26 protein-coding genes are annotated in these 23973 nt (G+C 38.2%); all 26 read left to right on the top strand.

Annotation, left to right across the window (positions count from 1 at the left end; all coding sequences use genetic code 11):
* Position 1 precedes the first annotated feature (1 nt).
* On the top strand, positions 2–175 hold the full coding sequence (locus IEX65_RS19265) for a hypothetical protein (RefSeq protein WP_188768360.1): 174 nt from the start codon (positions 2–4) through the stop codon (positions 173–175).
* A gap of 58 nt (positions 176–233) precedes the next feature.
* The gene (locus IEX65_RS19270) at positions 234–452 is read left to right on the top strand and encodes a DUF350 domain-containing protein (protein ID WP_188768362.1); all 219 of its coding nucleotides are present in this window, start codon (positions 234–236) and stop codon (positions 450–452) included.
* The gene (locus IEX65_RS19275; protein WP_188768364.1) at positions 445–1962 is read left to right on the top strand and encodes a polyamine aminopropyltransferase; all 1518 of its coding nucleotides are present in this window, start codon (positions 445–447) and stop codon (positions 1960–1962) included. The genes IEX65_RS19270 and IEX65_RS19275 overlap by 8 nt, the downstream gene beginning before the upstream one ends.
* Positions 1944–3605, top strand: coding sequence for a flavin monoamine oxidase family protein (locus tag IEX65_RS19280; protein WP_188768366.1), 1662 nt, complete (start codon positions 1944–1946; stop codon positions 3603–3605). Before IEX65_RS19275 ends, IEX65_RS19280 begins: the two co-directional genes overlap by 19 nt.
* A 34-nt stretch (positions 3606–3639) precedes the next feature.
* Positions 3640–4662: a hypothetical protein gene (locus IEX65_RS19285; RefSeq protein WP_188768369.1), complete on the top strand. Its 1023-nt coding sequence runs from the start codon at positions 3640–3642 to the stop codon at positions 4660–4662.
* A gap of 37 nt (positions 4663–4699) precedes the next feature.
* Positions 4700–5341, top strand: coding sequence for a TetR/AcrR family transcriptional regulator (locus IEX65_RS19290; protein ID WP_188768371.1), 642 nt, complete (start codon positions 4700–4702; stop codon positions 5339–5341).
* Positions 5342–5400: 59 nt separating this feature from the next.
* Entirely contained in the window at positions 5401–5757 is a 357-nt protein-coding gene (locus IEX65_RS19295; RefSeq protein ID WP_188768373.1) for a hypothetical protein, read from the top strand.
* A gap of 100 nt (positions 5758–5857) precedes the next feature.
* Positions 5858–6472 (top strand): TetR/AcrR family transcriptional regulator, encoded by a 615-nt coding sequence (locus tag IEX65_RS19300; RefSeq protein WP_188768375.1) that lies wholly within the window; start codon positions 5858–5860, stop codon positions 6470–6472.
* A gap of 194 nt (positions 6473–6666) precedes the next feature.
* Entirely contained in the window at positions 6667–7650 is a 984-nt protein-coding gene (locus tag IEX65_RS19305) for an NADH-quinone oxidoreductase subunit B family protein (protein WP_188768377.1), read from the top strand.
* Positions 7651–7708: 58 nt separating this feature from the next.
* A complete protein-coding gene (locus IEX65_RS19310; protein ID WP_188768379.1) occupies positions 7709–9301 on the top strand; it encodes a nickel-dependent hydrogenase large subunit in 1593 nt (530 codons plus the stop codon).
* Positions 9302–9390: 89 nt separating this feature from the next.
* Complete coding sequence (locus IEX65_RS19315) at positions 9391–9921, top strand: hydrogenase maturation protease (protein WP_188768380.1); 531 nt, start codon at positions 9391–9393, stop codon at positions 9919–9921.
* Between the two features lie 119 nt (positions 9922–10040).
* On the top strand, positions 10041–10346 hold the full coding sequence (locus tag IEX65_RS19320) for a hypothetical protein (protein ID WP_188768383.1): 306 nt from the start codon (positions 10041–10043) through the stop codon (positions 10344–10346).
* Positions 10347–10670, top strand: coding sequence for a hypothetical protein (locus IEX65_RS19325; RefSeq protein ID WP_188768385.1), 324 nt, complete (start codon positions 10347–10349; stop codon positions 10668–10670). It begins immediately after the preceding gene.
* A complete protein-coding gene (locus tag IEX65_RS19330; RefSeq protein WP_188768388.1) occupies positions 10645–12162 on the top strand; it encodes a hypothetical protein in 1518 nt (505 codons plus the stop codon). The genes IEX65_RS19325 and IEX65_RS19330 overlap by 26 nt, the downstream gene beginning before the upstream one ends.
* 139 nt (positions 12163–12301) lie before the next feature.
* On the top strand, positions 12302–12640 hold the full coding sequence (locus IEX65_RS19335) for a hydrogenase maturation nickel metallochaperone HypA/HybF (protein WP_188768390.1): 339 nt from the start codon (positions 12302–12304) through the stop codon (positions 12638–12640).
* A gap of 53 nt (positions 12641–12693) precedes the next feature.
* The gene (hypB, locus tag IEX65_RS19340; RefSeq protein ID WP_188768393.1) at positions 12694–13392 is read left to right on the top strand and encodes a hydrogenase nickel incorporation protein HypB; all 699 of its coding nucleotides are present in this window, start codon (positions 12694–12696) and stop codon (positions 13390–13392) included.
* Between the two features lie 4 nt (positions 13393–13396).
* Entirely contained in the window at positions 13397–15658 is a 2262-nt protein-coding gene (gene hypF / locus IEX65_RS19345) for a carbamoyltransferase HypF (protein WP_188768395.1), read from the top strand.
* Positions 15659–15663: 5 nt separating this feature from the next.
* On the top strand, positions 15664–15957 hold the full coding sequence (locus IEX65_RS19350) for a HypC/HybG/HupF family hydrogenase formation chaperone (RefSeq protein ID WP_188768397.1): 294 nt from the start codon (positions 15664–15666) through the stop codon (positions 15955–15957).
* Positions 15958–15994: 37 nt separating this feature from the next.
* Complete coding sequence (gene hypD / locus IEX65_RS19355; protein WP_188768400.1) at positions 15995–17098, top strand: hydrogenase formation protein HypD; 1104 nt, start codon at positions 15995–15997, stop codon at positions 17096–17098.
* Between the two features lie 42 nt (positions 17099–17140).
* Complete coding sequence (gene hypE / locus IEX65_RS19360; RefSeq protein WP_229250782.1) at positions 17141–18193, top strand: hydrogenase expression/formation protein HypE; 1053 nt, start codon at positions 17141–17143, stop codon at positions 18191–18193.
* Positions 18194–18216: 23 nt separating this feature from the next.
* A complete protein-coding gene (locus IEX65_RS19365) occupies positions 18217–19359 on the top strand; it encodes an NHL repeat-containing protein (protein ID WP_188768402.1) in 1143 nt (380 codons plus the stop codon).
* An 18-nt stretch (positions 19360–19377) separates the two neighbouring features.
* Positions 19378–19998 (top strand): urease accessory protein, encoded by a 621-nt coding sequence (locus tag IEX65_RS19370; RefSeq protein ID WP_188768404.1) that lies wholly within the window; start codon positions 19378–19380, stop codon positions 19996–19998.
* A gap of 15 nt (positions 19999–20013) precedes the next feature.
* Entirely contained in the window at positions 20014–20259 is a 246-nt protein-coding gene (locus IEX65_RS19375) for a hypothetical protein (RefSeq protein WP_188768406.1), read from the top strand.
* A 1-nt stretch (position 20260) separates the two neighbouring features.
* On the top strand, positions 20261–20806 hold the full coding sequence (locus IEX65_RS19380) for a bifunctional nuclease family protein (RefSeq protein WP_229250785.1): 546 nt from the start codon (positions 20261–20263) through the stop codon (positions 20804–20806).
* A gap of 331 nt (positions 20807–21137) precedes the next feature.
* Positions 21138–22499, top strand: a complete 1362-nt coding sequence (locus IEX65_RS19385) for a nucleoside hydrolase-like domain-containing protein (protein ID WP_229250787.1) — start codon at positions 21138–21140, stop codon at positions 22497–22499.
* Positions 22500–22531: 32 nt separating this feature from the next.
* Positions 22532–23938 carry a DUF1593 domain-containing protein gene (locus IEX65_RS19390; RefSeq protein WP_188768408.1) on the top strand — a complete coding sequence of 469 codons (1407 nt, stop codon included), beginning with the start codon at positions 22532–22534 and terminating at the stop codon, positions 23936–23938.
* Positions 23939–23973 lie beyond the last annotated feature (35 nt).

The following is a 23973-nucleotide window of genomic DNA, read 5'->3' on the forward strand; positions in this document are numbered from 1 at the left end:
CATGAAATTAGATAACCGATATAAAATAATGTATGCAGCTTTTCTGATGGTGATAGTTGGCTACTTTGCCTATTCGCTGCAAGTTGGAAAGCTTTTTTATGAATTCAGCACCAAAAGCCAATGGGACGGCAGCAATAGCAGAACATCGGGCGTAAATCGTTTTTATCATAAATAATGTGGAACGAACATCCTGTTCGTTTTTGTCTATAAAATTCATTCAAAAAATTAACAATATGACCGACATCCTTAGCCTCAAATACGTTTATGCCTCAGTGATTTATTCGTTGATTGGTATTTTTATTTTGGTAATTTCATTCGTGATTCTCGAAAAAATCACGCCCGAAAACATCTATAAAGAAATCGTTCAGAAAGGAAATACCGCTTTGGCGATTATAGCAGGGGCATTTATTATTGCCGTAGCGATTATTATTAGTTCGGCCATTCATGGATAAAAATTCGGCAAAAATCCCAATTTTACTGCTTTTTTCGGTGTTTTTGGTGGCTACTTGTGGGCTTATTTATGAGCTAATTGCGGGTACTTTGGCCAGCTACCTCATGGGCGACTCGATTAGTCAATTTTCAATCATCATCGGATTATATCTTTTTTCGATGGGAATTGGCTCATTTTGCTCAAAATATTTCGACGAAAACTTACTTGATTGGTTCATTCAAATCGAGCTTTTGGTTGGTCTCGTCGGCGGAATCACATCGAGCGTTTTGTTTGTAATTTTCAATAGTGTCGATTCTTTTCAATGGATTTTGTACGGACTTATCAGTCTGACGGGTATTTTCGTTGGCCTCGAAATTCCGTTATTGATGCAAATCCTCAATAAAAGTAACTTTGGGTTTAAAGACATCATTTCCAAAGTTTTTACCTTCGACTATGTGGGAGCCTTGCTTGCTTCTATTCTTTTTCCGTTGGTTTTTGTGCCAAAAATGGGCCTGATTCGTACCTCTTTTTTCTTCGGAATCCTCAATACTTTGGTGGCTTTGTTGGTATTGTATAATTATTCTGCACAACTTAAATACCGCCTAACACTTTGGTTTCAAGCTATTTTTGTGTTTGTTTTACTCACGCTTGGCTTTATCTTTTCGGATAATATTTTGTCGTGGGCTGAGGCTACAACTTATGACGAAAAAATCATTTTTGCTAAATCTTCACCTTATCAACGCATTGTGTTGACTCGACAAGGCAGTAATATCAAACTTTTTCTGAACCGAAATCTACAATTTAGTTCGTTCGATGAATATCGTTATCACGAAGCATTGGTGCATCCGCTCATGACTTTTACAAAAAAGCCCGAAAAAGTTTTGATTTTGGGCGGTGGTGATGGTATGGCGGTACGTGAATTACTGAAATACGAAAGTGTGAAAGCCATTACGCTCATTGATTTGGATGCCGATATGACGAACCTGTTTCGGAGAAATGAAATGCTCACAAAATTGAATCAAAATGCCCTGAATAGCCCGAAAGTTAAGATTTTGAATCAAGATGCTTTTTTGTGGATAAAGCAAAATAAAACACTTTTCGACGCCATCATCATTGATTTTCCTGACCCGAATAATTTTGCTTTGGGAAAACTCTACTCTAATACTTTTTATCGTGAACTTACTCACACGCTCGCACCCGAAGGCCTAATTGTAGTGCAGTCAACTTCGCCTTTTATGGCTCCAAAATCATATTGGTGTGTCAACAAAACCTTACAATCAGTGGGTTTTAAAACGCTTCCCTATCATGTTTTTGTTCCATCTTTTGGCGATTGGGGCTATGTTTTGGCTACAAAAAACGAATTTAGCAAAACTCAGAATTTTCCAGAAAAGCTACGTTTCATGAATGATGCCGCTTTCGAGCAAAGCAAAGTTTTTCCGAAAGATATGGCACAGCAAGAAACCGAAGTAAATAAACTCAACAACCAAATTTTGGTGCAGTATTTTGAAGAAGAATGGGCAAAAGTGATGTAAGCATATCTCGCAAAGAGTTTCTTGAGTTATCAGGAATCGCACTTTTGGGTAGCACTTTGGGGCTACAAACACTTACTTCTTGCGAGTCTGCCACTGTTATTCAAGGGCAAATCGTTGGGGCAAATCACGCAATTGGACATTTACTTCGTAAGGCCATTTCTTTACCAATTCATCAATCACATCAAACAAAAATTCTGATTGTAGGTTCGGGAATATCTGGACTCACGGCTGGCTATTTTCTACAAAAAGCGGGTATCAAAGATTATGAAATTTTAGAACTTGAAAGCCATATTGGAGGAAATTCTACCTTTGGCGAAGATGAAGCCAGGTACCCGTGGGCTGCTCATTATTTGCCAATTCCGAGTCCAGAAAATAAAGAATTGATTGATTTTTTGGCAGAAAACAAGATAATTACGGGTTTTGATGAAAATAAACTACCAGTCTATGATGAATATGCACTTTGCTTTCACCCCGACGAAAGGCTTTTTGTAAAAGGTTTTTGGCAAGAAGGGCTGATTCCAAACATGGATATTTTGGACGGAGAAAAGAACCAAATTGGGGAATTTTTATCAAAAATGAATGCTTTTAAAACTGCCAAAGGGAATGACCAAAAATGGGCTTTTACGATTCCATTGGCTTATTCATCAAGCGATACGAGTTTTACTGACTTGGATAAAATCAGTATGAAAACTTGGATGGAGAGAAATGCGTTTACGGCTAAACCGCTACATTGGTATGTAAACTATTGTTTATTAGATGACTACGGTACTTCGATTGCCGAAACTTCAGCTTGGGCGGGCATTCATTATTTTGCTTCACGAAAAGGAAAAGCTGCCAATGCTAAAGATGATGACGTGTTGACATGGAGCGAGGGAAATGGTTTTTTGATGAAACTTGTGGCCAAAAATCAATTAAATCATATCAAAACTCAGCGTTTGGCTTATCAAATTGAAGAGAAAAATGGGAAAGTTTCAGTTGATGTGTATGATTGGAAAACTGAAAAGCGAGAAAATTATACAGTCGAACAAGTAATTTGGGCAGTTCCGCAGATGCTTCGCCCATACTTAATGCCGCAACAGAAATCTGATTTTATCAAAGATTTTACGTATTCACCGTGGATGGTTGCCAATATTCAAACCAAGCCTTTTGATACGGGTAGAGGACAAGCCTTATCTTGGGATAACGTGATTTATGAAGGCAACGGACTTGGCTATGTTTTATCGAATCATCAAGAACTCTCTCAAGACCAACAAACTTGGCAACTGACTTATTATAAGCCACTTGTCGATAACAATCCTGCTGACGAACGCAAAAAAGCAATAGTAAAAACCCACGAAGAATGGAAAAGTGAAGTGCTGACTGACCTAAAAAAAGCACACCCAAAAATTGAAGAATCAATTCTGAAAATTGATATAAAATTGTGGGGACACGCCATGATTCGCCCAACGATTGGTTTTATTCACGGGTCGGCTCGATATGAAGCACAAAAATCGCTCAATAATAAAATACATTTTGCTCATTCGGACCTTTCAGGTGTTTCGATTTTTGAGGAAGCATTTTATCATGGGGCTGAGGTGGCTAAGAAAGTGATTTCAAATATTTACCACGGAGACACGGATTACACGAATTTTCACGGAGAGTAAATCTTTAAATAATTGTCAAAACTTTGAAAATTTCATGCAAACTCAAACTTGGATACACTCAGCTAAATACGATTTGAGTTTTATTATTGCTCCATCATTTTTGGCGGTTATATTACTGTTTTTCTTTCCCGAAAGTTGGCTTTGGTCAAACGAAATGCCAAACTGGGCGTGGTTTGCAATGGTGCTGTTGATTGATGTTTCGCATGTTTATAGTAGTCTTTATCGCACTTATTTTGATAAAGTTTCTCTGCAAAAACACAAAAAAATACTATTTTTCACACCAGTTTGGGTGATTTTGGTGGCTGGAGGCATCCATTATTTTTCCGAAGCTATCTTTTGGCGATTGGCTGCTTATTTGGCTGTCTATCATTTTATTCGTCAGCAATATGGTTTTCTGAAGCTTTATACCCGCACCGAAGGAATCAAACAGATTGATGTTTGGATGATATACATCGTCACAGTTTTTCCTATGGTCTATTGGCATTTGTCAGAACCTCGCAATTTTATGTGGTTTACTGCTAAAGATTTTCTGTTTTATACGAATCAGAATCTGGCCGATTTACTGAAATATGCTTTTTGGATTTGGGTGATAATCTACTACTTTTTAGTCATTAAAGATTACATCCAAACTCGACAAATCAACTTGCCCAAGACTTTGTTGATTTTATCTACGATGCTCACGTGGTATCTAGGAATTGTCTATTTCAATGGCGATATGGCATTTACAATGCTCAATGTAGTAGCTCATGGCGTGCCGTATATGGCTTTGGTTTATGCTACTGAACAAAAGAAAGCCTATAAAAAAACTGGCTTTTGGAAGTTGCTTTTCTCCAATTTTGGCATTCTCATTTTTATCGGAATTTTGTTTGTTTTGGCCTACGTCGAAGAAGGTTTTTGGAATGGTCTCGTTTGGCACGAATATGATGAGTTTTTTGCATTTTTCCCGACCATCAATCTCACAGATAATCTATTGCTTTCTATAACAATTGCCTTATTATCAATGCCACAGCTTACGCATTATATTCTTGATGGCTATATTTGGAAGCGGGATTTTTAGCCTTAGTTTTGTCTTTTAGAATAAAAATATTGAAAATATGTCGGTCAAATCAGCTGATACGAAAGCACGTATTCTTGAAAAGTCAATCGAGTTATTCAACCGATTTGGCTTTGTGAGCATTCGTATGCAACATATTGCCGATGAAGTTGGAATTAGCGTTGGAAACTTAGCCTATCATTTCAAGAACAAAGATGCTATTGTAGAAGAGGTGTATGAAGAAATCGAGCTGAATCAAAAAATACTCTTGTCAGATTTGAAAATCGTGCCTCTGTTTATCAATATCGACCAACATATCCGTGATACATATCTGATTCAGCAAAAATTTAGCTTTTTTTACTCTGATACTTTTGAGATTCTTCGAAATTTTCCCCTCATCAAGAAAAAGTATCGTGAATATACTCGCTGGTATATTCAACAAATCGAGAATATGATTGCTTTCAATGTTGCTCGTGGTACTTTTATTCCAGAGACACAAGATGGGCTTCACCAAAAATTGGCTGAACAATATTGGATGACAATGGAATTATGGCTTTACCAAAGCCGAATTCGTACGTTCGACGAAGCCAATATTGAAGATTACGCTGCTTCACTTTGGGCATTGCTTATACCTCACTTCACGCATATTGGTAATATCGAATACAAACAAATGCACTTCAACGAAAATTTTAATTGGTTATGATTTGAATTTAGAAATTATTTTCTAAATTTGATTACAAATCATTATTAAGCAGCCTAAATATGTCGCCTTACAAAATAGATGAAAATGTCTATAATAGTCTATTAGAGCTATTAAACGACGCCTATTTTGTTGATTCTAAAGGTAATTTTACTGATTTTCAGTTTTATCACGACGACCATTGGCTATCGGATAGTGCCGTAATCGACAATCTCATTTACAAACGAGGAGAATGGAATATTGAGTTGGTTTTTGCTTTGCATACCAATCCATTGAAGTTCATTAAACGTCAGATAATGTCTTATTCTTGTCTTAAAAAAGCCACGCTTTCGGCGAGTCTAATGCGGCGAATGGCCGCCAAAGACCAACGAGGAACGCTTGAGGTCAAGGTCGAAGATTTTAAGATTTGTTGTAATTAAAGCTATGTAATGAGTAATGACAACTCAGCGAGTGTAAAATAAAATTTAACGCATATAAAAGTACCTATTGTTTGTTGCAAAGAGGTGATTGTTTAGAGAGATGTATAACACAAAAGAACGGATAGTAAATGCCTCAATTAAGCTATTTAATGACCACGGAATAGCGAGCGTGCGTCTTCAGCAGATAGCTGATGAGATAGGAATTAGTGTCGGCAATTTAGCCTATCATTTCAAGAATAAAGAGGCAATCATCAATTCTGTTTATGAAAAGCTATTCGAAGACTTTCAGCAGATTTTAGGTGCATATCTCAAAACACCTTCTTTATTAGATTTTGATTCTCAAGTAAGTTATTATTTCGATTTTTTTAAAAATTATCAATTCTACATTACCGATTTATTTGCCACTGAGCATCCGCTTCCCGAAGTGCGACAGCGTTGGCAGGAGTTTATGAATAAAATGATTTTTCAGATTCGTAAACGACTTGATTTTCATGCTCGCCGAGGCGACCTAACTCCACAAACTGAAGCTACCTACGATATTTTATCTGAGGCAATCTGGATGACTATTGTTTTCTGGATTCCACAACAGCAGATGCGAAGCAAACCAATTACCGAAACTCGTTTTAAGAACGCCGTTTGGAACAATGTTAAGCCTTATTTAACCGAAAAAGGTACAAACGAATTCTCCAGTATGATACTTCCCGTATTTATTTAGAAAATATGATTTACATCATTTTTTTGTGATTGTATAAATCGCATTTTTGACAACTAATCTCCTTGCTTTGTTTAGAATAATTCTTAATTAGAAAATATTTTCTAAATTTAATTAGAAAAATTTTTCTAATTAAATTTATTATTTTACATTTGAACATCAAATAATACAATTTCAACTCTTTTACAACCTGTCCTATGGCAAATGTTCTATGGTTACAAGGGGGGGCATGCAGTGGAAACACCATGTCGTTCCTCAATGCCGAAGAGCCAACAGTCGTTGATTTAGTGACCGACTTTGGTATCAACATTCTTTGGCATCCTTCTATCGGCTTGGAGATTGGTCACCAAGTTACTTATCTTCTCGAAGATATTATTAAAGGTAAAGTTCAGTGCGATATTTTTGTCTATGAAGGCAGTATCATTGAAGGCCCGAATGGAACAGGAACCATGAACTATTTTTGCGACCGACCAATGAAAGATTGGGTGAAAGAGCTCGCAGCAGTAGCAGGCTATGTAGTGGCCATAGGAGATTGTGCAACTTGGGGCGGTATTCCTGCCGTTGCTCCTAATCCGAGTGAATCAACAGGTATGCAGTTTTTGAAGAAAGAGAAAGGCGGTTTTTTAGGAGCTGGGTATAAATCAAAAGGCGGCTTGCCTGTAATTAATATTCCAGGATGCCCTGCACATCCTGACTGGGTTACGCAAATTTTAGTTGCCATTTCAACAGGCCGTATTGGAGATATTAGAATTGATGAATATCATCGACCAAGTACTTTCTTTACAGATTTTGTACAAACAGGATGTACGAATGTTGTAAACTTTGCCAATAAAATTGATGGCGGATTTGGTAAAAGAGGAAATGGTTGTTTGTTCTACGAAGTGGGCTGCCGAGGGCCAATGACTCGTGCGAGTTGTAATCGTATCTTATGGAATCGTACATCGAGCAAAACCCGTGCTAATCACCCATGTTTGGGCTGTACTGAGCCAGGTTTCCCTCATCATGATTTGCAGAAAGGTAGCGTATTCAAAACCCTTAAATACCTCGGTTTCTTGCCACAAGATGTTCCCGCAGGAAACTCTAAGTTGGGTTATTATCTGAGAGCAGGTTTTGAAAAAACTATGCACGCTACCGAATCCGTGTTTGGTGTTACGAAGTCGCACAGCGAAAGCTCCATTTAATTAGAAATCCTGAATTTCTGATTGCAAAAATCATCATTTCTAAAATCAACCGTTAAAAATGGCTATCTCAAAAGAATTAAATATATCACCCGTAGGTCGTGTAGAAGGCGACCTCGACGTAAAAGTATATATGGAGGACGGCGTAGTGACCCGAGCCCATACACAAGCCGCTATGTTTCGTGGTTTTGAACAAATCATGGCTGGCAAAGACCCTCAATCAGGCCTCATCGTTACTCCTCGTATTTGTGGGATTTGCGGTGGCTCACACCTTTATTGTGCTTCTTCGGCTTTAGATACGGTTTGGGAAACCACTCTTACGCCAAATGCACTTCTACTTAGAGCCTTAGGTCAAGCAACCGAAACTATACAAAGTATTCCTCGTTGGTTTTATGCCATTTTCGCAACCGATATGGCTAATAAAAAATTTGCTAATAAGCCACTTTATTCGGAAGTAGTGAAGCGTTGGGCTGCTTATGTTGGAACATCGTTTCAGAGAGGAATCACCACAAGTGCTTTGCCAGTACAAGTTTATGCCTTATTTGGCGGACAATGGCCTCATTCGAGCTATATGGTGCCAGGAGGTGTAATGTGTGCTCCAACACTGAAAGATATTACACGGGCTCATGCAATAATGAATCAATTTCGTAAAGATTGGCTCGAAAGTATTTTCTTAGGCTGTTCGATTGAGCGTTATCGTCAGATTAAAACTTGGGATGATATGCTTGCTTGGGTTGATGAAAACGAGAGCCAAAGAAATTCAGATTTAGGCTTATATATCAGAGCTGGCTTAGAGTTTGGTTTACATAAATTTGGGCAAGGCGTTGGAAAATACGTGGCCTATGGTACATATATTCATAAAGACCTTTGGAATAAACCAAAAATAGAAACACGCCAACACGCAGTAATCAGCCCTGGTGGTTTCTTTGATGGCAAACATTTCCATGATTTCAATCATCTTGATGTAATGGAACACGTAGGACACGCTTGGTATAAAGATGTGCCTGCTGCACACCCGTGGAACGAGCCGTTGCCAACACCAATGCCTTCTCAGAATTTAGCAAATTCAGACTTTGGCGGAAAATATAGTTGGGCTAAAGCTCCTCGTTATGCAGGTTATGCTGCCGAAGCGGGGCCGCTTTCGAGAGTAATTATGAATGCTAATCCTAAAAATGCAAGTCATCAGATTCAAGACCCATTATTCTTGGATATTATGGAAAAACTCGGGCCAAGTGTGTTTACTCGCACATTGGCACGCTTGCACGAAGCTCCACGCCTTTATGATTATATTGATGAATGGCTACGTCAGGTTGACTTAAACGGTGATTTTTATATCAAGCCAACCGAAAAAGATGGTAAAGGTTTCGGTGCAACAGAGGCTGCTCGTGGAGCTTTAGCTCACTGGATTGAGATAGAAAATGGTGTAATTAAGAATTATCAGGTGATGGCACCAACGACTTGGAATGTTGGACCAAATGATGATAAGGGTAATCCAGGGCCAATCGAAGCGGCATTAGAAGGTACAGAAATCGAAGACCCACATGACCCAGTGGAAGTTGGTATGGTGGCTCGCTCATTTGACTCTTGTTTGGTTTGTACAGTTCACGCCCATGATGCAAAGAATGGTAAAGAGATGGCAAGATTCAAACTTTAATTTTGTACATAAATTACCCCAAATAATAAAACAATTATAGCCCGTAAATCAACAACTATTTACGGGCTTTTTGTACTAAATGGCTCATTATGAATCTTACCTTACACAATACTGGTGCTGTAATTGAAACCTCACAGACAAGAAAAAAAACAGCAATTATGGGGTTTGGCAATCCTTGTCGGAGTGATGATGGGGTAGCAATCTATGTGATTGAAGAACTCAAAAGACTAATTGGAGAAGAGCATGAAACAATTACACTCTTCGATATGGGAACATCGGCTTTTGAGGTACTTTTTCAGTTGCAAGGCCATGAGCGAATAATTATAGTAGATGCAGTAATCAATACAGGAGAACCCGCTGGAACACTTTATAAATTGCCCGCCAGCGAAATTGATGCTCAGATTCAAGACGACCCAATGGTGTTTTTGCATAGCCTCAAATGGGACCAAGCTCTTTCATATGCCAAGAAGATATTAAGAGAAGAATATCCAGCAGATATTGAGGTGTATTTGATAGCGGTTGATAATACCCGACTTGATATTCAACTAAGCGAACCTGTAAGACAAGCGGGAGAAAAAGTGATTGATTTACTGAAAGCCGAAGTTCTTGAAAAGAACTGAAAATAGGGCTGTTTGAGCGTAAATCTGTTAGATTTAGAAATATGATAGATATAGTTGATTATAAGTTTTTACATCACTGTGAGCTTTTCAACTATTGACTGTGGACTATTTAATAAGCAATGATACAATTAAAGAATGGTCATATTTGGTTTGAAAAAGAGCTTGTCGATTTGCTCTTTGGAGAAGAAGAAAAGGTAAGTCTGGTCTATTATCCCGAAAGAAAAACTTTGTTGTTGGCGGCTCGTTCTAAAGTTTTTTTTGAAAAAATGCACAAAACAACATGGGCAGTACTAAAACTAAGAAATCTTAAAGGCGATAAAACTATTTCGGTTCAAGACCTAATCTTAGATAATGACCTTGATAATACTGACCGCACTTTGGCACATGAAGTTAAAAATACTGGAATCATAAGTATCGAATTATAGATGTATATAGCTGACAGCATCAACTTTGATTTTCCCGAAAATCAGCGGGGTAATAAGAAAGACTTAGCGATTTTTGAACAAAACTTATGGTTACATGATACCGAGATTCGCTATTTGATAGATTTCAAACAAGGACGCTGGCATTTATCCATGCTTTATATCTCGATTCATAATCCACTCAAATTACTTTGCCATTATCTTGACCACTACGACTCCCAGAAAAAAGCCGAATTATATGCTCAGATATTTCAACGGGGCATCAGAAAAGATGCACGAGGAACCCTAAAACTTAACGAAAATGCTTACAATATTTGCTACAACTGACCAAACATCTAAAATACAATCAATTATTGATAGCGAATTTCGCTTGAATGAGGTTGTGACCGTAAAAGGCCAACAACATCTTATGGATGCACTGGGCTTTAATTACCTGATAGTCAATGAAGATGAAATAAAGATTCCATTAAATTGGAGTAATGATATCCCCCCGTATTTATTCGAAGATGATATAAAATTTAATGAAAATAATTTGTTGGCTCTGATTTATTTTAAGTTAGAAAATTATGAAAGAGCCTACGAATGTGCCGAAGATAATGCAACTTTATTGACTGATATTGATGCCGTCAACTGCCTCCAACATGGTATAAGCGTAAATATTGATACCGAAATATCGGCTTTTGATTCATTTCAGCAGTTTAGTATTTATCGTCACTGGCACAACATTGCTATTAAAGCCTATTATGGCGAAACTCTAAGTTTTATTAATGTCTATCAGACTAAAAGTTTTTATCAAAAAGCCATTGATTCAGCTCCAAATGATGAACTTAGGGCGTTCACAGCCAAGCATTATGCCTCATTATTATTAGATGTAAATGAACTCGAAACTGCCGAAAGATTGCTCAATGAAAGCATAAAAAGGGCTATTTCTGATGATGCAAAGTATGAACTAAAAAATGTTCAGTATGCCGTTTGGCTGAAACAGCTGGGAATTCCTTACGACCAAACTTTGCTAAATAATATTAAAACTACACTTTGGGAAGTTCTTAAACATTATGAGAGACAGCAAAATCATTTACAAACAGCCTTGTTATTGATTGATGCAGCTTATGTTGCCAATATTTCAGAGAGTTTTGCCGAAGCCTTAGGGTATATTAATCGAGCCATTGATATACTTCGTAATGAAGATATCCCTGAATTACTTGCTAATGCTCAATACCGCAAAGGTGTTTTGTTTTATACTTGGGCTCAAAGTGGAAATACACAGTTTTATAAACCAGCGATGGAAGCTTACCAAGAAGCCCTCAAAGTATTTTCGTATGATAATGCACCTGATATTTTTGCCGAGATTCAGCATCATTTGGGTGTAATTTACTCCGAAATCCCCGATGAAATTAAGAAAAAAAGCCTTTGGGCTGCTGTTTCGGTAAGTTCTTTTCATCAAGCATTAAATCATTTTACCAGAGAAACTCACCCTTTTGAATATGCCATGATTTGTAATAGCTATGGCAATGCTCTCACCAAATATCCTCCATCTGTCAAGGGCGATAATTTTGCAAAAGCTTTGGGCTATTATCGACAATCGCTTGAAATTCGTACAGCCGATGAATATCCTTACGAACGAGCTTTGACATTGCTCAATTTTATAGAAGCTTGCTGGTTTGTCAATCATGAAAACGAACTACAAGAGCAGCTTTTGTTCGATGAAATGATGGCTAAAGCTCATGAAGTTGAATTACTAACAACTGATGAGAAACTATTGGCAGAAGCCCAACGACATTTAAATAAAATACATGAATTAAGCAAAATTTTGGCTTAAAAATACCCGCATTTTTGGGCAGATTTCCTGTAAAAAAACAGTTTTAGAAAATGTTTTCTAAAACAAAAATAATGCTGTGTTTTGCTTAAAGATTGCAATATATTTGAACAAAAAGAATCAATAATTATCGTCATTATTCATGCACGAAATCTCATTAGTTAGAAATATTTTCAAGACCCTCGAAGAAGAGTTTCCGAACGACATGGATAAAGTGAGGGGAATATATATAAAGGCAGGTTTGCTCTCAAATGTTCAACCGATATTAATGCAAAATGCGTTTCAGGCTGTACTTGAAGACCAACCCGAATACGGTAAAACAAGTTTGCATGTAGAAGTACTTCCGATTCTGATTCATTGCGACGATTGTAATAAAACTACCGAAGTACAACAATATAAGTTTGTATGTACTTGCGGAAAGCCCAGCCGAAACGTAGTTCAAGGAGAAGAATTATTGATTAGTAGAGTAGAGTTTGAATAAGAAATAAGTATTTATTATAAAGAAAATGCCTCGATTATGAGGTTAGATGATTTATGAAACCAAAATCAAATCAAGCATCAGTAGGCTCGGTTCAATGCGATAATACAACGCTTAATTTATTGAAAGTCAACGACTTTGTGGCAAAAGCTATTCGAGAACGCTTACCCAATATTTTGGTTGTGAATGTTTGTTCTTCGCCTGGAAGTGGCAAAACAACCCTCATGCAAGAAACAGGCAAAAGGCTAAAAGGTAAACTCAATATGGCTGTTTTGGTTGGCGACCCCGAAACCGAACGTGATGCCGTGCGTATGCGAGATGTAGGAATCAATGCTTTACAAATCGTAACAGGCGGAATGTGCCATATCGAAGCACAAATGATTTTTCAAGCCCTTGACCACATTGACCTTACAGGCGTTGATTTATTATTTATCGAAAATGTGGGTAATTTGGTTTGCCCTGCGGCTTTCGACCTCGGCGAAGATTATCGAGTGACGGTTTTGGCGGCTACCGAAGGCGACGATAAGCCCAAAAAATATCCTCGCATGTTTCTGACGAGCGAATTGATGATAGTCTCAAAGGCTGATTTACTTCCTTATGTGCCATTTTCGGTTGAAGCAGTCACCCAAGATGCCCGTGATGTAAACCCAGATATAGAAGTATTGACAATTTCGAGCCTCAAGGGTGATGGAATGGACGAATGGTGCGAATGGCTCATGAATAAAGTAGAAGAGAAAAAGGGAGTTTTGGCCTAAAAAGATGGTGTATGAAATCCGAATAAAAGGACAGGTTCAAGGTGTTGGTTTTAGGCCATTTGTGTACTGTTTGGCAACTGAAATGCAACTTTCGGGCTATGTAAATAATACTAATGAAGGAGTTTTAATTGAAATCGTAGCTTCTGAAAAAATTAAGGATTTTACCGAAAGTTTACTTAGTAAAGCCCCTAAACTTGCCAAAATTACAGAATTATCTACCAAACAAATCAACCGTTTGCCAAAATATTCTGAGGGATTTCATATCATTAAAAGTCAATCTGGTGATAAACGGAATGTTCTTTTAAGTCCAGATTTTGGTATTTGCGAGCAGTGTAGTAACGAAATTGATAATCAAAAAAATCATCGGTTTCAATATGCCTTTACAACTTGTACGTATTGTGGCCCACGTTACTCTATTATCAAACAATTACCCTACGACCGTGAACATACAAGCATGGGTGTCTTTGAGATGTGCGATGATTGCCGTCAAGAGTACCAAAATGTAAACGACAGAAGGTATTTTTCGCAGACGAATTCATGTAAAAAATGTGGAATAAAACTTACACTTTTTGATAACCAGAAAAGGCAGATTGCTGATAATGATTCAGCGGTTATAGAACAAACTATCAAGGCTATTAGTGAAGGGAAAATTGTGGCGGTTAAAGGAATCGGAGGATATTTATTGATGTGTGATGCCACTCAGCCATCAACCATAGAAACGCTTAGACTCCGTAAGCATCGACCTTTAAAACCTTTTGCCGTAATGTATCCAAGTTTGGTCGCTCTCGAAAAGCAAATTGAGGTAAGAGCTGAGGAAAGAGAAATACTAACCAACGAAGTGGCGGTTATTGTTTTACTATCGACAAACATTCAGCTATCAACAGCGGGATTAGTAGGTGTGATGTTGCCCTATACACCTTTATTTCAACTAATATGCCAAAAAATTGATAGGCCCTTGATAGCAACCAGTGGTAATTTAAGTCATTCGCCAATCATTTATCAAGATGCAAAAGCTCTTGATGAACTGTCAGAAATTGCAGATTTTATATTAGTAAATAACCGAGAAATCGTAGTGCCACAAGATGATAGTGTGCTTCGATTTACACCGAAATATAACAAAAAGATAGTCTTACGAAGGTCACGAGGGCTTGCCCCGACTTTTATTTTGCCCAGCTTTTTTGCCCAAAATAATATCATTGCAATGGGGGCGATGCTCAAAAGTACTTTTACGATTACTCACGAAAATAATGTTTACGTAAGTCAATATCTTGGTGATTTAGAAGATTTTGATTCGCAAGAAAACTATAAAAATACGCTTTCTCATTTAAGTAATGTCTTATCATTTACGCCGCAAACTGTTTTAGTTGATATGCACAAAGCATACTCATCCACTGAAATGGGGCGAACAATAGCAAATGAGAAACAATTAAAACTTGCCGAAATTCAGCATCATAAAGCACATTTTGCGGCAGTTTTGGCCGAAAATAATTTACTTGATAGCTCAGAACCCATATTGGGTGTTATTTGGGACGGCACTGGTTTGGGTGAAGATGGACAAATTTGGGGAGGAGAGTTTTTTAGTTTTCGGAGCAATAGCATAGAACGAGTTGGGCATTTCGAATACTTCCCTAATTTAATGGGTGATAAGATGGCTCGAGAACCTCGATTATCAGCTTTAGCAGTTTGCTCAAGTTTCTTTGAAAATCTCGACTTTCTCAAAGAAAAATTTAGTGATTTAGAGTGGAATATTTATCAAAAGCATTTGAAACAAGCCAAAATGCTGCAAAACTCTTCGGTTGGGCGATTATTCGATGCGATGGCGTCATTACTCGGAATTGCAGATAAAGTAAGTTATGAAGGTGAGGCGGCAATTAATATCGAATCAATAGCTCAAGCGTATCTCAACGAGAATGGTATTCCAAATGAAATATATGAAATAGTGATTTTGCCACAAAATACCCTTTCAATACAGCACTTATTGCAAGGTGTTTCGAATGATTTGAATCAGAATGTAAACATCGGTAAGATAGCTTTGAAATTTCATTTAACGATGATTGAATCCGTGAATATGATTGCTAATAAATTGAATATCAGTAAAATAGCTTTCTCGGGCGGGGTTTGGCAGAATGCCCTCTTGGTTGATTTAGTTATTGAGCGTCTGAGTAATTTTGAACTCTATTTTCACCAACAATTATCTCCGAATGATGAGTGTATTTCGTTTGGACAAGTAGCATTTTTTGAATTGATTAATAGAAATAAATCTTAAAATATATGTGTCTTGCAATTCCGGGTAAAATCAAATCTATTGAATACCAATACGATGGCTTAGTGAGAATGGCAAAGGTCGTTTTTGGTGGAATTACCAAAGAGGCCAGCCTCGAAATGGTGCCTGATGCCAAAGAAGGCGACTATGTGCTTGTACACGTTGGGGTTGCTATAAGCATTGTCGATGAAGAAGAAGCCCAAAAGACATTTAAGTATTTAGAAGAAATCGGAGAGATTGACGAACTCGTTCAACATTCTCAGATTGATGCTTCTGAGGGTGGTACTCAATGGAGAAATTAGTAAACTTTTCAAACCTTTAATTTGCATTTGGGGCTTTATGAAATACCTATCCGAATTCCGAAATCCTGAGATTGTAGAGCAATATATTGCCGAACTGCATAAAATTACCACCAAACCATGGACAATCATGGAAGTTTGTGGAGGGCAAACACACAGTTTGGTTAAGAATGGAATACTAAATATTCTGCCGAAACAAATCACGATGGTTCATGGGCCGGGTTGTCCAGTTTGTGTTACGCCACTCACACTTATCGACAAAGCACTATATTTAGCAGAAGAAAAAAACGTAATTCTGTGTTCGTACGGAGACATGATTAGAGTACCAGGTTCGAAGAGGAGTTTGCTTGAAGCCAAAGCCAACGGAGCCGATATTCGTATCATGTATTCGCCACTCGAGGCCGTAAAAATTGCTCAAGAAAACCCAACACGAGAAGTAGTTTTCTTTGCGGTTGGTTTCGAGACTACTGCTCCAGCCAATGCCCTTTCAGTGATTCATGCTCAACGATTAGGGCTTAAAAATTATTCAATATTAGCTTCTCATGTATTAGTACCGCCCGCAATGGAGGCCGTTATTAATGATAAGGAAGCAAAAATTGAAGCTTTTTTGGCAGCTGGGCACGTTTGCACCATCATGGGTATGAGTGAATATGAGCCAATCGTAGAAAAATATAAGATTCCAATGGTTGTGACTGGCTTCGAACCAGTAGATTTATTACAAGGAATCTTGATGACGGTTCGCCAACTTGAAAATGGAGAAGCAAAACTCGAGAATCAATATAGCAGAGTTGTAAAGCCTGAAGGAAATCCAGAAGCTCAGAAAGTAATAGCCAAAGTTTTTCGAACAGATGACCGTGAGTGGCGAGGAATCGGAACAATTCCCCAAAGCGGTTGGGAAGTTAACGAAGAAATGGCGGCTTTTGATGCTAATAAAAAGTTTTCGGTCAATATCCAAAAAGTACCCGAATGTGCCGATTGTATTGCAGGACAGGTGTTAAAGGGTATCAAAAAACCATTTGAGTGTAGCCAATTTGGCAAGGCTTGCACTCCACTCAATCCACTCGGAGCCCCAATGGTATCGTCGGAGGGAGCTTGTGCCGCTTATTATCACTATTCAGAAGCAATGGAAGAGGCTCTTGTTTAGCCTGAAATTACTTTTGAACCTTAAATTTAATGCTTTATCTAAATGAATAACTCAATACTTAGCCTTTCGTGTCCAATGCCAAAGCTCGACTTTGATGTGATAACTTTGGGTCATGGAAGCGGCGGAGTTCTGACCAATAAACTGCTCGAATCAGGTGTTTTCGATTTACTCAAAAATCCAATTTTAGATGAGCATCACGACGGAGCAATTTTTGAGTTAGATGGGAAATTGGCGTTTTCGACTGATAGCTACGTAATTTCTCCTGTATTCTTCCCAGGTGGTAATATCGGCGAATTGGCTATCAACGGCACTGTCAATGACCTCGCTATGTGCGGAGCAATTCCGAAGTACCTTTCTCTAAGTTTTATTTTGGAAGAAGGCCTTACAATGACAGAATTTTGGGAGATTCTGCTTTCTATCAAAGCTGCCGCCGAAAAGTCGGGCATTTTTATCGTAACTGGAGATACAAAAGTGGTGGAACGTGGAAAAGGCGATAAGATATTTATCAATACCTCAGGTGTTGGACAATTACACCCGAAAGCAGCAATTTCGGCCAAAAGAGTACAAGTAGGTGATAAAGTCATTGTTAGCGGAAATATTGCAACGCACGGCATTGCAATCATGTCAGTGCGTGAAGGGTTAGACTTTGAAACAAGTATCGAAAGCGATACAATAAACCTAAATCATACAGTTGAGGCTCTATTGGATACTTTTGGAAATGATATACACCTGTTTCGTGACCCTACTCGTGGAGGAGTAGCGACTGTTCTCAACGAAATTGCTCGTGACACCAAATTAGGTATAAATATTCAACAAAAGGATATTCCTGTCATAGAAGAAGTGTATGGGGCTTGTGAATTATTGGGTTTAGACCCTCTTTATGTGGCCAATGAAGGTGTTTTTATGGCGATAGTTTCGGCTGAAATTGCCGATGATTGCTTGAAAAAACTACAAACATTTGAGAACGGTCAAAATGCAGCTATCATTGGAGAGGTAGTATCTGAGCATCCCAGACAAGTAGTTTTACAGAGTAGAATAGGTGGGAAAAGAGTCATTAATATGTTGGTTGGCGAGCAACTTCCTCGAATTTGTTGATTTTATAAAAAGCCCGTAATCGAATGAATATAAGTCTTTCAAAAACACCAGTTTCGTTGGGTAGTGGTTTGGGGGCGTCGGCTATTGATAAATCGCCTTTGGTGGGTCAATACCTCATTTTTAAAGGTAGCGAAAATAACCCCTTACTTGCTCCAAGAGGAGTTTGGATGCACGAAAAGAAGCTTTTTGTGTCAGATACAGGGCAAAATCGGGTGTTTATTTGGCATTCAATTCCACAGACGGCTTATGCTACTCCTGACTTAATCTTAGGGCAAATCGAACAAAATGATACAGGCCGAAACGCAGGAGCAGGAGTAAGTGCAAGTTCGCTGCAATATCCTTCGGGGATATGGTCAGACGGACAAAAACTGATTGTGGCAGATGCTTGGAATCACCGAGTTTTGATTTGGCTTACATTCCCGACTCAAAATGGCCAAGCTGCTGATGTAGTAATTGGACAGCCAAACTTTGAGCAGAACGAACCAAATGTACGTGGTATTGGCTCTACGCCATCAGCTCAGTCGCTCAACTGGCCTTATGGCGTTTTTTCTGACGGAAATCGCCTTTGGATTTGTGATACAGGTAATAGACGAATACTTTTTTACGAAAATATTCCAACCGAAAATTATGTAGCAGCCGATAAAGTCATAGGAAAACCAAGTTTTACTGAGCGAGACTATGAAAATTATGAACCTATTTGGCCGTATTCGGTAAGAGTAAGTCCCAACGGACAACTATCGGTTGCTGATACTCAGTTTTATAGAAACTTGATTTGGCATCAATGGCAAGATGCTTTTTCAAAGCCTGCCGATGTGATTATTGGCCAACCCGATTTTGATGCTAATGGAATGAATCAGTTTAGCTTATTTCCCAAACAAGATTCTATGAGCTGGACTTACGATTCGTTTTTTTATAAAAATGGCATTTTTGTGGCAGATACTGGTAATAGTAGGGTTTTGTGGTTTGAGAATATTCCAAAAAACAATGCTGCTGTGGCCGATAACTTATTGGGACACTATGACTTCAATACGGGTAGCGAAAATACAGAAACTCGATTTGGAACTGATAGCCAATTATATTGGCCGTTTTCGCTTTGTGTAGCCGAAAATCAATTAGTACTGACCGATACTGGCAATCATCGAGTTGTAATTTATGAAATTTTATAAACACCCTCTTAGACCAAAATGCAAGATATTGTCTTATTGCTGAGTGCTGCTGCGATAGGTTTTTCGCATTCTTTTGAGGCCGACCATTTGGTGGCAGTAAGTAGCATTGTCACTCGTCGAGATAGCACTATCTCTGCCATTAAAGATGGTGTTTTCTGGGGATTAGGACATACTTCAACAATTCTTTTGGTAGCAATTATCTATATTCTGAGCAAATTTGCTTTAAATGAAGATGATTTTCGATACTTCGAGGCGGGAGTAGGAATAATGCTTATCATCTTAGGCTTTGTGAGATTTTATCGAGTATTTCAAGAGCGTTCGCATGGCCATTTACATATAGATGAGCCCTCTTTTGGCTTGGCCTATGGTGTTGGTTTAGTGCATGGCTTGGCAGGTAGTGGTAGCTTACTAATTTCTATACTTACACAGATTAGAGATAATTTTATGGCCATCACTTATATTCTTATCTTTGGCTTAGGTTCAATCATAGGGATGATGCTCGCTGCAGGCATTTTTAGCCTACCGTTTTCGGCAAAATTTATTAATAATCGTTGGTTTTCGATGAGTTTGAGTATTATATCAGCCGTTCTGTGTATTGGCCTTGGAGTAGTTGTTTTTTATAGAAATATTCATCAATAAGTTAAGATTTGGTCAATGGAAACACAATTAAATTACAATGAATCCGATTTTGTAGAATATGCCTTGACTCAAATGAATATCAAAATACTGAAAAGAGAAGGAAAATATTTTGATTTAGAAGGTGGGTTTAAGGTTGAAGTAGAAACAAAAGACCTTTATCGCTTATCAGTGGAAGACTGGGTGATTTCGCCTTTCGAGGATATTGGAAAAATGTGTGAGTTTATCAAAAAAAATCTTGAAATGTCGCTACACAATGAATAAAATGGAAGTATCAGTAATAGCCTTGGCCGAAAGTGAGTCGAAAAAAGGTTATTATGTCTTGATTTTAGAAGAAAGTAAGTCCAAAAAACGAATACCTATCATTACGGGAAGTCAGGAGGCTCAAGCTATTGCGATTCATTTGGAGCGATTGCAGCCCGCCCGTCCACTTACACATGACTTGTTTAAAAATACTATCACCCAATTGGGGGCTATCATTAAAGAGGTCTTTATCCATCGACTTGAGATGGAAATTTTTCATGCCTTAATTATTCTACAAACTGCTGACAAAAAACTTATTGAAATAGATGCTCGTACATCCGACGCTATTGCTTTAGCCATTCGGTTTTCATGCCCGATTTATGTGAGCGAGTCAGTATTAGAAAGTGCTGGATACGAAATTGACGAAAAAGGTAAAGAGAAAAAAGGCTCTTATGCTGAATATACTCTTGAAGAACTGGAAGAATTATTGGACAAAATTCTAAAAAAAGAAGATTACGAAAGTGCCGCAAGAGTAAGAGATGCCATCGAACGCAGAAAATCAAACTAATATAAATTTATATTGCCTAAATTAGAGGTATGTTTACCTACCTACAACTTCTTTTCATAGTTTTCTGATTATTTAGATACCATAAGTAATCTTTATCTCTATTTTTTTAGATTAAACGATTCAAACTTCTTGAATGATTTCTATTTTAGAGGCTTCAAATCTACATAGCCTCTGTATAAATACTGTTTGACCATAATAATGATAGTTTCAGTGCCACAAAGTACTAAAAGAAGTGCCAATTTCTCTCGAAAACTACCCTAAATATACACTAAAGCCCAAGAGGTTAGTAAAAAAGAGACCATAAATATCATTTTGAAATTAACTGATAAAGATGCTACACGGCAATAATAATAATAACAGTTATGCTAAATTTACTCATTTAGCTCCAAAAGATACTCAACTTATGATTAGCAATATTTTAAAAAATATTTTGTTTTTATGGGCGATAGCAATGGGTTTCAATTCGTCATTATTTGCTCAAAAAAGACCTAAACCACGAATCATGATTAGCACCGACATCGGCGGAACCGACCCCGATGATAATCAGTCAATGATTCACTTGATGATGTATTCTGACCTGTTTCAGATTGAAGGTTTGATTTCTTCGCCTTTCGGAAAAGGACGAAAAAAAGACCTTTTGGATATGATTGATTTATACGAAAAGGATTTTCCGAAGCTGAAAAAACATAATTCAAAGCTGGTAAGACCCGATGCACTGAGAGCCGTTTGTAAACAAGGAGAAACAGAATCGGCTCCGTATTTAGGAATTAGAAAATCATCGGAAGGTTCAGATTGGATAATCAAATGTGCGAAAAAGAAATCGACCCAACCGCTCTGGGTGTTGGTTTGGGGTGGTTTGGAAGATTTGGCCCAAGCCCTGCACGATGCTCCCGAAATTGAAAGCAAAATAAGGGTATTTTGGATTGGTGGACCCAATAAAAAATGGAGTATCAATGCCTATTCATACATTGTGGAGCATCACCCAAACCTATGGATGATAGAATCTAACGCTACGTATCGTGGTTGGTTTATGGAAGATGAAAATGCCCCAGCTAACATGCACGATGCTGCTTATTACGAGAATTTTATCAAAGGTCGGGGCATAATGGGTGCTGACTTTATCAATTATTACAAAGGATATATCAAAATGGGCGATACACCTTCGTTGGCCTATTTGATGAAAGGAAATGCCAATAATCCATCGGATGAAAGTTGGGGTGGGACATATAATCCCATTACTCACAGTTCAAGACATATTTTTGAGAGAAACACCACCAAAGTAGATAGTTTTCCTTCCTACGGAGTGGTAGAATGGCGGTTTAAAGGCCCTAATATTTCAATTCCTGCTGATTCATCTTGCTTTTCACTTGAAATACAAAAACAAGAATGGCCAGGGTATTATCTCGGAAATGGTGTTTATGGAGTGCGATATTCATCCAAAAAACCAGAGGTCAGTTCGTATATTATTCACAGTAAAATCAAGGAATTGGACGGACAAAAAGGTGAATATACCAGTACTGCCCCGTGGCCTGGCAAGCCCAACAAAGATGATTATAAACTGGGGAAACATTGGTACAGTGATTTACCCAATCCTGAATATTTTTTGGATGGTCAGCAAGGAGCAAAAACACTTTCTAAACATCGAAAAGCGTATCTTAGTGATTGGGCAAAACGCTGGGAATGGCTGAAATAAGCTTTTAAATTTAACTTTAAATCTTATTATAAATGAAAATTTTTAAACTACTGATTATCATACTTTTTTGTACGAAACTCCATGCCCAAAATACAAAGCCAAGAGTAATTGTTTTGACCGATATTGAAAATGAACCCGACGATGCGATGTCAACGGTGCGTTTTCTTACCTACTCCAGTCAGTTTGATGTGGAAGGCTTGGTCGCTACTACCTCTGTTCATCAAAAAAACAAGGTTGCTTCGTGGCGACTTAAAGAAATTGTAGAAGCTTACGGAAAAGTGCAGCCAAATCTTTCGCTTCACGAGTCGGGATATCCAACAACCGAAAAACTCCTTTCGCTCATTAAAGATGGACGTGCCGATTATGGTATGCAGGCAGTGGGTAAAGGTATGGATTCTGATGGCTCTGAGTTAATTATTCAATCTGTTGACCGTGCAGACGCTCGCCCTGTTTGGGTATTGGTTTGGGGCGGCCCCAATTGTTTGGCACAGGCTCTTTGGAAAGTAAAAAATACTCGAAATGCCAAAGAAATTGAGAAATTTGTGGCAAAATTAAGAGTCTATACTATATCAGACCAAGATGATAGCGGCCCGTGGGTTAGAAAGACATTTCCGAAACTATTCTACATTGCCAGTCCAGGGTTTCATGCATTAGGTGGATACCATTTTGCCACTTGGTCGGGTATCAGTGGTGATAAATTTCATGGTCGATTTGCGGGAGGGAATTTCAGCATCGTTGATAATCCGTGGCTTGATACGCACATTCGCAGCAAAGGACCTTTGGGGCAGCAATATCCTTTTGCGAAGTTTTTAATGGAGGGTGATACCCCAAGTTTTTTGTATTTGATAAACAATGGTTTAGGAAATTCAGAAAATCCAAATTGGGGAAGCTGGGGTGGTAGATACGAATTTTATCAACCCCGAACAGAAAAGTGGTTTTTAGAACCCGAAACTCGCCCACTATGGACTGATGCCGAAGATGAAGTTTTTGGGTCAGATAGCAGTTGGCACACCAGTAATAAGGCAACCATTTGGCGTTGGCGTGAAGCTTTTCAGAATGATTTTGAAGCTCGAATGGATTGGAGTATCAAGCCTTACAAAGAGGCCAACCACCCACCAGTTGTGAAAATTGGTAGTGAAAAATATATAAAAGCCAAAGTAGGCGATAAAATTAATCTAAGTGCCGAAGGCTCAACCGACCCAGATGGAAATCTACTTTCATATAAATGGTTTTATTATCCAGAAGTTGGAACATTTACTATTGCAACCGCCCGCACGGGAATTCCATTAAAAATTGAAGATGCCGATAAAGAAAAGGCATGGTTTACCGTACCAAAAAGCATCCGTTTAGGTACAATGCACATTATTTTGGCTGTGACTGATAATGGAAAACCTGCTCTGACTCGTTATGAGCGAGTGATTGTTGAGGTTGAACCTTGAGAATGTTGTGATTTATTTTTCTGAATATTATGGTT

Origin of the sequence: Emticicia aquatilis, from assembly GCF_014644295.1 — a bacterium.
GTDB classification, from domain to species: domain Bacteria; phylum Bacteroidota; class Bacteroidia; order Cytophagales; family Spirosomataceae; genus Emticicia; species Emticicia aquatilis.

Bases quoted from the DNA above. Each gene is read 5' to 3' on its own strand.
- IEX65_RS19265 (WP_188768360.1), top strand. From the start codon at position 2: ATGAAATTAGATAACCGATATAAAATAATGTATGCAGCTTTTCTGATG.
- IEX65_RS19270 (WP_188768362.1), top strand. From the start codon at position 234: ATGACCGACATCCTTAGCCTCAAATACGTTTATGCCTCAGTGATTTAT.
- IEX65_RS19275 (WP_188768364.1), top strand. From the start codon at position 445: ATGGATAAAAATTCGGCAAAAATCCCAATTTTACTGCTTTTTTCGGTG.
- IEX65_RS19280 (WP_188768366.1), top strand. From the start codon at position 1,944: ATGGGCAAAAGTGATGTAAGCATATCTCGCAAAGAGTTTCTTGAGTTA.
- IEX65_RS19285 (WP_188768369.1), top strand. From the start codon at position 3,640: ATGCAAACTCAAACTTGGATACACTCAGCTAAATACGATTTGAGTTTT.
- IEX65_RS19290 (WP_188768371.1), top strand. From the start codon at position 4,700: ATGTCGGTCAAATCAGCTGATACGAAAGCACGTATTCTTGAAAAGTCA.
- IEX65_RS19295 (WP_188768373.1), top strand. From the start codon at position 5,401: ATGTCGCCTTACAAAATAGATGAAAATGTCTATAATAGTCTATTAGAG.
- IEX65_RS19300 (WP_188768375.1), top strand. From the start codon at position 5,858: ATGTATAACACAAAAGAACGGATAGTAAATGCCTCAATTAAGCTATTT.
- IEX65_RS19305 (WP_188768377.1), top strand. From the start codon at position 6,667: ATGGCAAATGTTCTATGGTTACAAGGGGGGGCATGCAGTGGAAACACC.
- IEX65_RS19310 (WP_188768379.1), top strand. From the start codon at position 7,709: ATGGCTATCTCAAAAGAATTAAATATATCACCCGTAGGTCGTGTAGAA.
- IEX65_RS19315 (WP_188768380.1), top strand. From the start codon at position 9,391: ATGAATCTTACCTTACACAATACTGGTGCTGTAATTGAAACCTCACAG.
- IEX65_RS19320 (WP_188768383.1), top strand. From the start codon at position 10,041: ATGATACAATTAAAGAATGGTCATATTTGGTTTGAAAAAGAGCTTGTC.
- IEX65_RS19325 (WP_188768385.1), top strand. From the start codon at position 10,347: ATGTATATAGCTGACAGCATCAACTTTGATTTTCCCGAAAATCAGCGG.
- IEX65_RS19330 (WP_188768388.1), top strand. From the start codon at position 10,645: ATGCTTACAATATTTGCTACAACTGACCAAACATCTAAAATACAATCA.
- IEX65_RS19335 (WP_188768390.1), top strand. From the start codon at position 12,302: ATGCACGAAATCTCATTAGTTAGAAATATTTTCAAGACCCTCGAAGAA.
- hypB (WP_188768393.1), top strand. From the start codon at position 12,694: ATGAAACCAAAATCAAATCAAGCATCAGTAGGCTCGGTTCAATGCGAT.
- hypF (WP_188768395.1), top strand. From the start codon at position 13,397: ATGGTGTATGAAATCCGAATAAAAGGACAGGTTCAAGGTGTTGGTTTT.
- IEX65_RS19350 (WP_188768397.1), top strand. From the start codon at position 15,664: ATGTGTCTTGCAATTCCGGGTAAAATCAAATCTATTGAATACCAATAC.
- hypD (WP_188768400.1), top strand. From the start codon at position 15,995: ATGAAATACCTATCCGAATTCCGAAATCCTGAGATTGTAGAGCAATAT.
- hypE (WP_229250782.1), top strand. From the start codon at position 17,141: ATGAATAACTCAATACTTAGCCTTTCGTGTCCAATGCCAAAGCTCGAC.
- IEX65_RS19365 (WP_188768402.1), top strand. From the start codon at position 18,217: ATGAATATAAGTCTTTCAAAAACACCAGTTTCGTTGGGTAGTGGTTTG.
- IEX65_RS19370 (WP_188768404.1), top strand. From the start codon at position 19,378: ATGCAAGATATTGTCTTATTGCTGAGTGCTGCTGCGATAGGTTTTTCG.
- IEX65_RS19375 (WP_188768406.1), top strand. From the start codon at position 20,014: ATGGAAACACAATTAAATTACAATGAATCCGATTTTGTAGAATATGCC.
- IEX65_RS19380 (WP_229250785.1), top strand. From the start codon at position 20,261: ATGGAAGTATCAGTAATAGCCTTGGCCGAAAGTGAGTCGAAAAAAGGT.
- IEX65_RS19385 (WP_229250787.1), top strand. From the start codon at position 21,138: ATGCTACACGGCAATAATAATAATAACAGTTATGCTAAATTTACTCAT.
- IEX65_RS19390 (WP_188768408.1), top strand. From the start codon at position 22,532: ATGAAAATTTTTAAACTACTGATTATCATACTTTTTTGTACGAAACTC.